Origin of the sequence: Umezawaea endophytica (assembly GCF_025061645.1) — a bacterium.
In the GTDB taxonomy this organism is placed as follows: domain Bacteria; phylum Actinomycetota; class Actinomycetes; order Mycobacteriales; family Pseudonocardiaceae; genus Umezawaea; species Umezawaea endophytica.
In genome coordinates this window covers 91,522-103,651 of record NZ_JANYMP010000008.1, presented here as the reverse complement: position 1 = coordinate 103,651, position 12,130 = coordinate 91,522, and the positions used below count along the sequence as shown (strand labels likewise).

At 69.5% G+C, this 12,130-nt stretch carries 11 protein-coding genes; 6 read left to right on the top strand and 5 right to left on the bottom strand.

Going from position 1 to position 12,130, the window contains the following annotated elements:
• Positions 1-46: 46 nt before the first annotated feature.
• Complete coding sequence (locus NZH93_RS18495; protein WP_259624361.1) at positions 47-817, bottom strand: hypothetical protein; 771 nt, start codon at positions 815-817, stop codon at positions 47-49.
• A 101-nt stretch (positions 818-918) separates the two neighbouring features.
• On the opposite strand from NZH93_RS18495, the gene NZH93_RS18490 reads away from it, so the two are divergent.
• Positions 919-1,875: a threonine ammonia-lyase gene (locus NZH93_RS18490; protein WP_259624360.1), complete on the top strand. Its 957-nt coding sequence runs from the start codon at positions 919-921 to the stop codon at positions 1,873-1,875.
• 183 nt (positions 1,876-2,058) lie between these two features.
• Here the strand turns inward: NZH93_RS18490 and NZH93_RS18485 are convergent, their stop codons facing one another.
• The 3 genes from NZH93_RS18485 to NZH93_RS18475 all read right to left on the bottom strand — a co-directional run bounded on the left by NZH93_RS18485 (position 2,059) and on the right by NZH93_RS18475 (position 4,767).
• A complete protein-coding gene (locus NZH93_RS18485) occupies positions 2,059-3,549 on the bottom strand; it encodes an MFS transporter (protein WP_259624359.1) in 1,491 nt (496 codons plus the stop codon).
• Positions 3,550-3,793: 244 nt separating this feature from the next.
• Positions 3,794-3,925: a hypothetical protein gene (locus tag NZH93_RS18480; protein WP_259624358.1), complete on the bottom strand. Its 132-nt coding sequence runs from the start codon at positions 3,923-3,925 to the stop codon at positions 3,794-3,796.
• 83 nt (positions 3,926-4,008) lie between these two features.
• Positions 4,009-4,767 (bottom strand): GntR family transcriptional regulator, encoded by a 759-nt coding sequence (locus NZH93_RS18475; RefSeq protein ID WP_106185379.1) that lies wholly within the window; start codon positions 4,765-4,767, stop codon positions 4,009-4,011.
• Between the two features lie 229 nt (positions 4,768-4,996).
• On the opposite strand from NZH93_RS18475, the gene NZH93_RS18470 reads away from it, so the two are divergent.
• The 5 genes from NZH93_RS18470 to NZH93_RS18450 are packed head-to-tail and all read left to right on the top strand — an operon-like array spanning position 4,997 to position 10,595.
• Positions 4,997-6,283 carry a sugar ABC transporter substrate-binding protein gene (locus NZH93_RS18470; protein ID WP_259624357.1) on the top strand — a complete coding sequence of 429 codons (1,287 nt, stop codon included), beginning with the start codon at positions 4,997-4,999 and terminating at the stop codon, positions 6,281-6,283.
• 9 nt (positions 6,284-6,292) lie between these two features.
• Positions 6,293-7,282: a carbohydrate ABC transporter permease gene (locus tag NZH93_RS18465; protein WP_259624356.1), complete on the top strand. Its 990-nt coding sequence runs from the start codon at positions 6,293-6,295 to the stop codon at positions 7,280-7,282.
• Complete coding sequence (locus tag NZH93_RS18460; RefSeq protein WP_259624355.1) at positions 7,279-8,100, top strand: carbohydrate ABC transporter permease; 822 nt, start codon at positions 7,279-7,281, stop codon at positions 8,098-8,100. Before NZH93_RS18465 ends, NZH93_RS18460 begins: the two co-directional genes overlap by 4 nt.
• A 4-nt stretch (positions 8,101-8,104) precedes the next feature.
• Complete coding sequence (locus NZH93_RS18455; RefSeq protein WP_259624354.1) at positions 8,105-9,538, top strand: glycoside hydrolase family 3 protein; 1,434 nt, start codon at positions 8,105-8,107, stop codon at positions 9,536-9,538.
• A 13-nt stretch (positions 9,539-9,551) separates the two neighbouring features.
• A complete protein-coding gene (locus NZH93_RS18450) occupies positions 9,552-10,595 on the top strand; it encodes an SIS domain-containing protein (protein ID WP_259624353.1) in 1,044 nt (347 codons plus the stop codon).
• A gap of 292 nt (positions 10,596-10,887) precedes the next feature.
• On the opposite strand, the gene nagA is transcribed toward NZH93_RS18450, so the two are convergent.
• Positions 10,888-12,090: an N-acetylglucosamine-6-phosphate deacetylase gene (nagA, locus tag NZH93_RS18445; protein ID WP_259624352.1), complete on the bottom strand. Its 1,203-nt coding sequence runs from the start codon at positions 12,088-12,090 to the stop codon at positions 10,888-10,890.
• Positions 12,091-12,130: the final 40 nt, after the last annotated feature.

The window sequence follows — 12,130 nt, the reverse complement described above, 5'->3', positions numbered from 1 at the left end:
AACGATCACTGGATCGTGATCATTGCCAATTGGTCGAGATGGCGGTTTACCCGGTCGTTCCCAGCCCTGTCGAGGGCGTCGGGGTGGGCTGCCCGGTGGTGTCCGAACTCGACTGCCCGGTGGTCGACGGCGGGGGCGTCGAGGACTGCGTCGTGGCGCTCGACGGGGTCGAGCCCGCCGTCGTCGTGGGCGCGCTCGACGGCGTGCCGGACGGCGTCGTGGTGCTCGTCGGCGCGTCCGGAGTGGACGTCACCGAGGGGGCGGGCGGCGCGTCCCGGCGTTCGGTCGACTCGCCGACGACCGCGCCGAGGCTGGTGCCCGCCGTGCCGCCGGAGAGCGGCGCTCCGCGCACCCACTCGACGCCCGTGACGGCCAGCATCCCCAGCACGAACACCAGCACCGCGCCCGCCGCGATCCTCGGCCAGCGCCGGGTTTCCGGTGCTTTGTCCTCGGTGTCCACTTCGGTCTCGGCGGCGGTCTCGGCGGCGGTCTCGGCGGCGGTCTCGGCGGCGGTCTCGGCGGCGGTCTCGGCGGCGGGTTCGGACTCACTCGCCGAGGCCGTCTCACCCTGGACGGGTTTGACCACCCACGCCTTGCTGCCGACCCGCCGCACCGACGCGCGGGTTCGTTCGATCGAGCTCTGGTACAGCGCGCTGCCGATCGTGCTGACGACGCTCGCGACGGCGGCGCCCGCGATCGTGCCAGCGACGTTCAACTGCGATCCGAGGAAGGCCGCGGTCACCGCGGCCAGCGCTCCCGCGGCGATCTGCGCGGGCTTGAGGTCCAGGCCGGTCTTCTTCTCGTTCTCCTCGCTCATGATCCTCAACTGCTAGGCGGTTTCCTGCTCGTCCTACTACTGGACGGGTCGGGGGCCGAGCCGGTTGGTCGGAGGTGAGGACGACCACGCATCATCTCCTGGTGCGCCTGGTCACGATTTCCGACATCCGGGCGGCGGCCGAGCTGGTGGGCCCCGCCGTGCTGCGAACCCCGCTGCTCCCGTGCGCGTGGGCAGATCCCGACCGACCGCTGTGGCTCAAACCGGAGAACCTCCAGCCCGTCGGCGCGTTCAAGATCCGCGGCGCGTACCACGCGCTGGCGAAGCTCCCGGCAGACGTCCGAGCGCTCGGTGTCGTCGCGTACTCCAGCGGCAACCACGCCCAGGCCGTCGCGCTCGCCGCGAAGCTGTTCGGCGTGCCCGCCGCGATCGTGGTGCCCGACAACACGCCGCAGGTCAAGATCGACGCCACGCGGTCGCACGGCGCCGAGGTCCACGTGGTGCCGATGACCGAGCGCGAATCCCGCGCCCGCTACCTCGCCCACCAGCGCGGATCGACGCTCATCCCGCCGTTCGACCACGTCGACGTCATCGCCGGGCAGGGCACCATCGGCCTGGAGATCGCCGAGGACCTGCCGTCGGTCGAGACGGTGCTGGTGCCCGTCAGCGGCGGCGGCCTGATCTCCGGCGTCGCCGTCGCGATCAAGTCCCTCTGCCCGGACGCGCGCGTCATCGGCGTGGAGCCCGCGCTCGCGGCCGACGCCGCCGACAGCCTCCGCGCGGGCCGCCGGTCAGCCTCTTGGCCGCCCGCGATGCGGGCCAGGACCATCGCCGACGGGCTGCGCGCGGAACCGTCCGAGCTGACGTTCGCGCACATGCGCGAACTCGTCGACGGGATCGTCACCGTCAGCGAGGACGAGATCCGCGCCGCCGTGACGCTGCTGGCCCGGCAGTCGCGGCTGGTCGTCGAGCCGAGCGGCGCCGTGGTCGTCGCCGCGTACCTGAACCGGCGCGACGAACTGCCACTCGGCAAGACCGTCGCCGTCATCTCGGGCGGCAACCTCGACCCGGCGCTGCTGGCGGAACTGCTGGCGGTCTAGGCACGCCCTGGTCGGGGTCCCCCGTCGTGCAGGACCCCCCGAACTGAACGCTAGCAACAGGGACCGACAAAAACGGTCGTCAGCGTTGGTCGGTGCGGGCCCTGCACGGCTTCCAGGGGTCCCCTTTCGTGCAGGGCCCCCCGAAGCAGAACGCTACCGGTGGGCACCGACAGAAAACGGGCGTCAGGCTCGGACGTGGGTGGGTGGGGCGTCGACGCCGCAGGAGTGGCAGTCGCCCGGTCGCGGCTGGTCCGGGTCGGGTTGGGGCGGGGTGTCGCGCATCGTGGTGTTGTCCGTGCCGAGGGCGAGCAGGCCGCCGATCGCCGCGGCCGCGGCGCAGATGAGCAGGGCTTTCTGCCAGCTCGCGGTCATGGCGGTGGGATCGGTGTAGCCGGTGCCGGTGAGGCCGGACACGGCGGGCAGGGTGGCCACGGCGACGAGGCTGCCGGTGCGGGCGACGGCGTTGTTCACGCCGGAGGCGACACCCGCGTAGCGGTCCGGGGCCGCGGCGAGGACGGTGGCGGTGACCGGGGCGACGACGGTGGCCAGGCCGAGGCCGAAGACCGCGATGCCGGGCAGGACGCCGGTCACGTAGTCGGCACCGGGTTCGGCGTTGCGGAGCAGCAGCATGCCCGCGGCGACCAGGAGCGGACCCACCACGAGCTGGGCGCGCGGGCCGAAGCGCTGCGCGAGCCTGCCGGAGCGGGCGGAGAGCGCCAGCATGATGATTGTGAGCGGCAGGCCTGCCAGCCCGGCGGCGGTCGGGCTGTAGCCCAGCGACACCTGGAGCTGGAGGATCATCAGCACCATCACGCCGCCGAGCGCGGCGTACATCAGGAACGTCAGGGCGTTGGCCAGCGCGAACGTCCGGTTCGCGAAGAGCTGCGGCGGCACGAGCGGCGTGTGGCCGCGGGCTTGGAGCAGGCCGAACGCGATCAGGCCCGCGATCCCGACGACACCCGCGCCGAGCACCAGCGGGTCGCCGATCCCGCGGTCCGGTGCCTCCACGAGCGCGGCGGTGACACCCGCGAGGCCGAGTGCGCCGACAGCGGAGCCGAGGATGTTCGGGTGGCCGGTCAGCGTCTCGTCGCGGGACTCCGGCACGAACCGGCGGGCCATCCACACGCACACCAGCGCGATGGGCACGTTGATCAGGAACGCCAGCCGCCACGACCCGGCCTGCACGAGCAGGCCGCCCGCGAGCGGGCCGATGGCCGCCGCGATGCCGCCCAGCCCCGACCACGCGCCGATGGCCCGCGACCGGTCCTGGCGGGCGAACGTCGACTGGAGGATCGCCAGCGAGCCGGGGGTGAGCAGCGCGCCGCCGACGCCCTGGAGGATCCGGGCGGCGACCAGCAGCTCCGTCGTCGGCGCGAGGCCGCACAGCAGCGAGGCGGCGCCGAACCACAGGACGCCGAAGGTGAACATCCGCCTGCGGCCGTACCGGTCGCCGAGCGACCCGGCGACCAGGATGAGCGCCGCGAGCGACAGCAGGTAGCCGTTGAGGATCCACTGGAGACCGGCGACCGACGCGTCCAGCTCCTCGCCGATCTTCGGCAGGGCGACGTTGACGATGGTGCTGTCCAGCATCGCCATGCCGGAGCCGACGATGGTCGTCGCCAGCACGGCCTTGGCCCTGGGAGTGCCCCAGTCGATCACTTCGGTGGTCACCACGGGCGCCATTGTGGCCCCGTTCGGCGGCACCGGCTCCGCCGGCACGAGCGTTCCGGTATTCGAAAACCCTATGGGTCGGCGGCCGGGTTTTCACCCTTTGAGACGCCTCGGAGGACTGCCCGCCAGTTCGTCCAGGCCCGAAGCCGCCGGTGGGACGTGGTAGGACCAGGTGTGCCGGACGAGCCGAAACCGGCGGCGAGGACCACGGGAGAACGGAGCCGCGCGACCGGGAAGGCCGTGGAATTCACCGGCGCCGAGACGATCCGGCGGTTTCGCGGTCCATCGTCAAACCGGATAGGCGAATTTCCATCACTTTGCCCGAATGGTCGTGGACCACTTCCACCGGATCGATCTGACCTGGGCCGACACTGGTCATGACCATTCCACCGAATGGCCCCCCGACACAAGGGAAAGCCGCCCCGCTCACCAGCGGGACGGCTTCCGCCGACAATCCGGAAATCAGCCCGCGGGCCGGTTGAGAGTGGCCACGAACTTGTACCGGTCCCCCCGGTACACGCTTCGCACCCACTCCACGGGGTTGCCCTCGGTGTCGAACGAGTGCCGCGACAGCAGCAGCATCGGCAGGCCGATGTCCGCGCCGAGGAGTTCGGCCTCCTCGGGGCTGGCGAGAGCGGTCTCGATCGTCTCCTCGGCGTGGCCCATCTCGACGCCGAACCGCTCGCGAAGCACCTGGTAGAGCGAGGTTCCAGGGGCGAGGTACCGGCGCAGACCGCGGAACCGGCCGAGCGCGAGGTGGGTCGTCTCGATGGCCATCGGCTCGTCGTCGGCCAGCCGCAACCGGTGCAGCCTGAGCACCTTCGCGCCCGCCCGCACGCCGAGGAACCTGGCCAGCTCCGCCTCGGCGGGCAGCTCGGACGCCTCGATCAGGCGCGACGACGGCTTCCTGCCCTGCGCCCGCATGTCCTCTGTGTACGAAGACAACTGCAAGCGCTGCGCGACCTTCGGCTCCGCCGCGAAGGTCCCCTTGCCCTGCACCCTGAGCAGCCGTCCTTCGACGGTCAGCTCCGCAAGCGCTTGGCGCACCGTCGTGCGCGAAACGTCGAAGTCAGCGGCCAACGACCGCTCGGTCGGGATGGGGGAACCCGGCGGCAGCGCGCGCAACAGGTCCAGCAGGTGCCGCTTGAGTCCCCAGTACTTCGGCTCGCGTTGCGCACGAGACCTGGCGTCCACGCCTGCTCCAGGCGTCGTCTCCAGCATGGCCTTCCTCCTCGTACTGCATCGCGGCTCCACCCACAGGATGCCTTGTCCGCGCCGGATCGTGCGTTCGAACCCCCGACAAGCCATAGGAAATTCGTCGGATGACTTTGCAACGTCTCGGCAACGTCCTTGACAGGGGCTGTGGCGCGGCACACTCTAGGCCGCATTGGTCTACACCACTTGGCTGGTCCCGGTCGACGTTTGGCCGGGCTTCTGAAAGGGCGCAAACGTGAAGGGCTGGAGAGGACTTGCCGTTGGTGCCGCCGCACTGGCGGTAACCGTGGCCGGATGTGGCACGAGCCCGTCGGGTACGACGGCCGCTGAGTCGAGCGGCCCGAAGACCCTGACGGTCTGGCTGATGGACGGCTCCGCGCCGACCACGCTGACCGACGCCTTGCACAAGGAGTTCCAGGACTCGAACAAGGACGTCACGGTCAAGTACGAGGTCCAGAAGTGGGGCGGCATCCAGGAGAAGCTGACCACCGCGCTGACCAGCAACACCCCGCCGGACGTCATCGAGCTCGGCAACACCCAGACGCCGAAGTTCGCGTCCGAGGGCACGCTGCTCGACCTGACCGGTGACGCCTCCAACCTCAACGGCGGCGAGTGGCTCGGCGGCCTCAAGGACTCCCTCACGTGGGAGGACAAGCAGTACGGCCTGCCGTTCTACGCGTCGAACCGCACGGTCATCTACCGGACCGACCTGTTCGAGGCCGCCGGCATCACCGCGCCGCCCACGTCGAACGACGAGTGGCTGGCCGCGATCGAGAAGCTGAAGACCGCCAACGCGTCCAACCCGGACTTCCAGGCGCTCTACCTGCCGGGCCAGTCCTGGTACACGCTCCTGTCGTTCATCTGGGACCAGGGCGGTGACGTCGCCAAGAAGGACGGCGACAAGTTCGTCGGCTCGCTGGACACCCCCCAGGCCAAGGCGGGCGTGGACTTCTACAAGAAGCTCGTCGACGCCTCCGCGACGAAGGCCCCGAAGGACACCGACGAGGCCAAGCCGCAGCAGATGGAGGTCTTCGGCACGGGCAACGTGGCGATGATGATCGGTCTGCCGTGGGAGCTGGGCGGCGCCGTCAAGGCCAACCCGGACCTGGAGAAGAAGACCTCCGCGTTCCCCGTCCCGTCCAAGACGGCGGGCAAGGCCGCTCCCGTGTTCCTCGGCGGCTCGAACCTGGCCATCCCGGCGGGCAGCAAGAACGTCGACCTGGCCAAGAGCTACCTGAAGCTGCTCAGCACCAAGAAGTACCAGGACCAGCTCGGCGCCGCGGGCACCGTGCCCGGCACCTCGAAGGACACCGCCTCGCTGGCGTCCAACCCGGTCGGCAAGGCGCTCGCCGCCTCCTCCGCCAACGGCAAGGTCACCCCGGCCACGCCGAAGTGGGCCGCTGTCGAGGCCGGTCAGAACCCGCTGAAGGACATGCTCACCGCGTACCTCACCGGTGCGAAGAGCCTGGACGCGGCGACCGCCGACGCCAACACGGCGCTCAACGCGTTGCTCGGCGGCTGACGATCAGCGATGACGGCCGTTGAAACGACCGACGCCGCGGTGCCGGTGAGGAATTCCTCGCCGGCACCGCGGCGTGCCGTTGCGGGCGGCGCGAGGCGCCGCCGGGGTAGCGCCTTCGACCGGCTGCTGCCGTACCTGCTGCTGGCCCCCGCCGTGATCGGCATCCTGTGGCTGATCGGTTTCCCGGTCGTCTCGGTGGTGGTGACCAGTTTCCGCAAGCTCGACCTGGGTGAGCTCGTCCGCGGCCAGATCGTCTGGGTCGGCCTGGACAACTACACCAAGGTCCTCTCCGACCCCCGCTTCTGGGAGATCACCATCCGCACGGTGGTCTTCACGGCCGCCGTCGTGGCGACCTCCGTGGTCGTGGGTCTCGCCATCGCGCTGCTGATGCGCCAGCTCAGCACGCCGATCCGCATCCTCCTCCAGATCTGCATGCTGCTGGCCTGGGCGATGCCGATCATCGCGTCGACCACGGTCTACCAGTGGATCTTCGACCAGCAGTACGGGATCCTGAACAAGATCCTGGTGAAGCTCGGCTTCGACTTCGCCGGGTACTCGTGGTTCTCCACGGGCACCGCGACGCTCTCGGTGATCGGGCTGCTCATCGTCTGGCAGGCGATCCCCTTCCTCGCCTTCTCCCTCTACGCCGGTGTCATCGGTGTTCCGGCCGACCTCTACGAGGCCGCGGGCATCGACGGCGCGACGGCGTGGCAGACGTTCCGAGCGGTCACGTGGCCCGAGCTGAAGCCCCTGCTGATGATGGTGACGTTCCTGTCGCTGCTGTGGGACTTCAAGGTCTTCACCCAGATCTGGGTGTTCAAGGAGGGCGGGCCGAGCGGCGGTTCCACGACGCTGCCGGTCTTGCAGTACCTGGAGGGCATCTCGCAGAGCCACTTCGGCGTGGCCGCGGCGGTGAGCGTGCTCATGGTCGTCATCCTGACCCTGCTGACGGTGTCCTACCTGCGGAAGCTGCTCCAGACCCAGGAGGGCAAGCTGTGAACGCGAAGAAGGTGTCGGCGAACGTCGTCGCGGTGCTCATCGCGGCGTTCTTCGCCTTCCCCACCTACTGGATGGTCACGACGGCCCTCAAGCCGAAGAAGGACCTGCTCTCCAGCGACTTCGACCTGATCCCGTCGTCGGTGACGAACAGCAACTTCGTCACCGCGTGGACCAAGCCGGGTTTCCTCCAGTCGCTGGGCAACAGCCTGCTCGTCTCGCTGTCCGCCGTCGTGGCGGCGCTGGTGATCGGCCTGCTGGCCGCGCTCGCGCTGTCCCGCATGCGCTTCCGCGGCCGCAAGGGCTTCGTGATGCTCATGCTGGTCGCCCAGATGGCGCCGTTCGAGGCGCTGCTGATCCCGATGTTCCTGATGATGCGCGACCTCGGCCTCTACGAGCAGTTGTCGTCGCTGGTCCTCATCTACTTCGCGGTGACGCTGCCGTTCTGCGCGTGGACGCTGCGCGGTTTCGTGAACGGCATCCCGATCGAGCTCGAAGAGGCCGCCATGGTCGACGGCTGCGGCCGCTGGGGCGCGTTCCGGCGCGTCACGCTGCCGCTGCTCGGCCCCGGTCTGGTCGCCACGTCGGTGTTCGCGTTCATCACCGCGTGGAACGAGTTCCTGTTCGCCAAGGTCATGGTGCGCGCCGAGGACAAGGAGACCCTGCCCGTGTGGCTGAGCGGCTTCCAGTCCGCGTTCGGCACCGACTGGGGTGGCGCGATGGCCGCGTCCGCCCTGTTCACCGTTCCCGTGCTCGTGTTCTTCCTCATCGTCCAGCGGAAGATGGTCACCGGTGTCACAGCCGGTGCTGTGAAGGGATAGCTGCATGTCGCTGCACCGGCTCGCGGCCGCCGTACTGCTACCGGGTTTCCACGGGACCGAAGCTCCCGACTGGTTGCTCAAGCGCGTGACCGACGGGCTGGGCGGCGTCGTGCTGTTCGGCCGCAACGTCGTGGACGACGACCAGGTGACCGCGTTGAACGCGCAGCTCCGCGCCGCGCGCGGCGACGTGGTCATCGGCATCGACGAGGAGGGCGGCGACGTCACCCGCCTCGACGCGGGCAGGGGCTCGGAGGTCCCCGGCAACCACGCGCTGGGTGCCACCGGCGACGTGGACCTGACCAGGCAGGTGGCCGCCAGCATCGGCGCCCGCCTGGCGGCCTGCGGCGTCACCGTCAACCTGGCCCCCTCGGCGGACCTCGTGCTCACCCTGGACGACCCGATCATCGGCGTCCGGGCCTTCGGCTCGGACCCGGTCGTCTCGGGCGGGCACGTGGCGGCGTTCGTGGAGGGCCAGCAGGTCTACGGCGTGGCGGCGTGCGCCAAGCACTTCCCCGGCCACGGCGCCTCCACGGCGGACAGCCACCGCGAACTGCCGGTGCTGCCGCGCACGGTCGCCGAGCTCGACGAGGTGGAGCTGGTCCCGTTCCGCGCCGCCATCGCCGCGGGCGTCCGCTCGATCATGACCGGCCACCTGGTCATCCCCGAGTGGGGCGAGGCCCCCGCCACCCTGAACCCGAAGGCCATCGCCGTCCTCCGCGACGAGCTGGGCTTCACCGGCGCCGTCATCACCGATGGCCTGGACATGAAGGCCGTCGGCGGCGACCTCGCCCAGGGCTCAGTCCGAGCGCTGGTGGCGGGCGTCGACGCCCTCTGCCTCGGCGGCGAGCCCCTGGACGACGACGGCCTCCAGTGGCTCATCAACAGCATCGTCGCCGCCGTCGAGGCCGGCACCCTCTCCCGCGAACGCCTGGAGGAGGCCGCCACCCGCACGGCGGCCCTCGGCGCCCCACCGGCCAAGGTCTCCGGCCACGACACCGAGATCGGCCTCCGGGCCGCCAGGAGGGCCGTCGAGGTCACCGGCGAGCTGGTCATTACCGGTCCAGTGCTCGTGGTCGACCTGGTCGTGGCACCCTCCGAAGCCGTCGGCCAGGTCCCCTGGGGACTCGGCCCCCACCTCACCGACCTGCTGGACGACACGGAAGTGCTGGCCACGGCGTCGGCGAGCGCGGAGGAGATCGCCGAGGCGGCCGACGGCCGCACCGTGATCGTGGTGACACGAGAGGCACATCGCCACGCCTGGGCTCGCGATCTGGTCACCGACATGGCTAAAATTGGTCTGGACCTAGTGCACGTCGAAACCGGTGTGCCAGGGCCCGACCTGGGCACAGTCGCCCGCGTGAACACCCACGGCGGTTCACGGGTGTGCCTGCGTGCCGCGGCAGAGCGCATCGCCTCAAGCCGCCTCGCGACCACCTAGACAGGGGTATGGGATGACCGAGCAGCAGCCCGGCCAGCACATGGCAGCGGAGATCGCGCAACAACCGGCGATCTTCTCCGGCCTCATCGAGCGGCGCGCCGAGATCGCGAAGGTCGCCGAGGTGGTCCAGCAGCGCAAACCCAGGTTCGTCCTCTTCGCGGCCCGCGGCTCCAGCGACCACGCGGCCCTCTACGCCAAGTACCTCACCGAGGTCCTCCTCCAACTCCCCGCGGGCCTCGTCTCCCCGTCCACGACCACCCTGTACGGCGGCAAACCAGACCTCCGCGACGTCCTCCTGGTCTCGGTCAGCCAAAGCGGCGGCTCCCCGGACCTCCTGGAGGTCACCCAGGCCGCCCGCACCCAGGGCGCCCTCACGGTGGCCGTCACCAACACCAGCGACTCCCCCCTCAACGCCGCCGCCGAACTCTCGGTAGACGTAGGCGCGGGCGTCGAACACGCCGTAGCGGCAACCAAGACCTACTCCGCCACCCTCCTGGCCCTGTACCTGCTCTTCGACTCCATCCGAGGCGGCAACGGCGAACACGCCGCAAACCTGGGCGACCTGGCCCAGTCCACTCTGGACACCTCGACCGACGCGGTAACGGAAGCCGTACGCCGCTACCGCTTCGTGGACCGCGTACTCACCACCGGCCGCGGCTTCTCCCTGCCAACAGCACTGGAAGCAGCACTGAAACTCGCGGAAACCAGCTACCTGGGCGCAAGGGCCTACTCGGGCGCAGACCTGCTGCACGGCCCAGTAGCAGCAGTCGACGGCGAAACAGCGGTACTGGCGGTAACCAGCACCGGCAAGGGCGGCGACGCCCTGCACGAGGTACTGGACGTAGTACACGGCCGCGGCGCAGACGTACTGGCAGTCGGCTCAGCAGCAGACAAGGTCTCCGCAGCCCTACGCATCCCAGTACCGGAAACAGCGGAAGAAGTAGCCCCAATCCTGGAAATCCTGCCAATCCAAAACCTGGCCCACGGCCTGGCCTTGGCAAGGGGCGGCGACCCAGACAGCCCCAGGGGCCTAAAAAAGGTAACCCGCACCCGCTAACACACACAGCACCAAACAGCACCAAAGAAAAAGAGGGCCCCCACCACGGGAGCCCTCTTTTTTCACTTTCTTTCCCTACGCCCTTATCCCTACCCAAAACCCAACCCCCACCAAACCGCACACCCCCACCCAAGCGAGGCCGATTTTACTTGGGGGATTTGCCCCTTAAACTTGCGTCGGACGGCAGCTTCACCCTCTGCCCTTTATTGTCCGACGAAGGGGCAAATCTAGGGGCCCCAAGTCAAATCGGCCGCCCCACCAACCCAACCCGACCCCCCACAAACCCACCCCATCACTGCCCAGCAGTCGCATACCCCACTACAGCACCCACAACCCCACCAGCATCCGCATCGAACACAACCCGCCCATCAACCCAAACCTTCCGAGGACTCAACCCCTCGTCCCACCACACCAAATCCGCCACAGCCCCAGGCGCCAACCGCCCAAGCCCCGACTCCCCAATAGCCTCAGCAGGCACAATAGTCGCCGACGCAAGCGCATCAGCCACATCCACCCCAACAGACACAATATTCCGCACAGCCCGATCCAACGTCAAAGCCGACCCGGCAATGGTCCCCTCAGGCGACCGAGGCACCCCATCCTCGGTCAACAAAACATCAGCCCCACCCAACTGATAACGCCCTGGCGGCATCCCAGCAGCAGCCACCGCGTCGGTCACCAACGCCACCCGATGCCCAGCGGCGTTGAACACCAACCGACAAACATCCGGCCCCACATGAGCCAGATCCGCGATCAACCCCAACGTGAACCGCTCATCCACCAGCGCAACCCCTGGCACCCCAGGCTCCCGATGCCCCAAAGGCCGCTGCGCGTTGAACAGGTGCGTCACCATCCGAGCCCCGGCATCAGCCGCCTCACGCGTCTGCACCCCGGTCGCGTCGCTGTGCCCGACGGCCACCAGCACCCCAGCCTCGGCCAACCGCCGAACGGCCTCCATCCCCCCAGGCTGCTCCGGCGCCAACGTCACCATCCGCAACGCCCGCCGCAACACCTCATCGGCCAGCAGCGCGTCGATCTCCGCCGCCCCCGGCTCGACCATCAACGCCGGATCATGCACCCCAGGCCGCAACGGCGACAGGAACGGTCCCTCGAAGTGCACCCCCAACGGCCGCGCCCCCACCCCCTCCGGCAACGCGGCGGAAGCGGCCAGCACCGCACGGGCCTGCCGGAGGCCGACGGGCACTGGCGCCGTGATCAACGTCGGCAGGAACCGGGTGACCCCGGTCTGCGGCAACGCTTCGGCGACCACCCTCATGCCCGCGGCGTCCACTTCGGCGAAGTCGACTCCGACCGCCCCGTTGATCTGGATGTCCACCAGTCCGGGCGTGAGCAGTCCGTCGGCCAGCACTTCGGCGCCCGCGGGCGGCTCACCGGCGACGACTTCGACGATGCGCCCTGCCCGGATTCGCACGTAGGCGGGACCGGTGATGGTGCGACCGAGTAGTGCTCGCGGGGCTGCGACAACCGTGTCCAAGGTCCCTCCTCAAATGGTCCAGACCATTATGGCGGCAAAA

What these genes read in the sequence shown, in the direction of transcription:
- NZH93_RS18495 (WP_259624361.1), bottom strand. Translation starts at nt 817, where the DNA reads ATGAGCGAGGAGAACGAGAAGAAGACCGGCCTGGACCTCAAGCCCGCG.
- NZH93_RS18480 (WP_259624358.1), bottom strand. Translation starts at nt 3,925, where the DNA reads ATGACCAGTGTCGGCCCAGGTCAGATCGATCCGGTGGAAGTGGTCCAC.
- NZH93_RS18475 (WP_106185379.1), bottom strand. Translation starts at nt 4,767, where the DNA reads ATGCTGGAGACGACGCCTGGAGCAGGCGTGGACGCCAGGTCTCGTGCG.
- NZH93_RS18465 (WP_259624356.1), top strand. Translation starts at nt 6,293, where the DNA reads ATGACGGCCGTTGAAACGACCGACGCCGCGGTGCCGGTGAGGAATTCC.
- NZH93_RS18455 (WP_259624354.1), top strand. Translation starts at nt 8,105, where the DNA reads ATGTCGCTGCACCGGCTCGCGGCCGCCGTACTGCTACCGGGTTTCCAC.
- NZH93_RS18450 (WP_259624353.1), top strand. Translation starts at nt 9,552, where the DNA reads ATGACCGAGCAGCAGCCCGGCCAGCACATGGCAGCGGAGATCGCGCAA.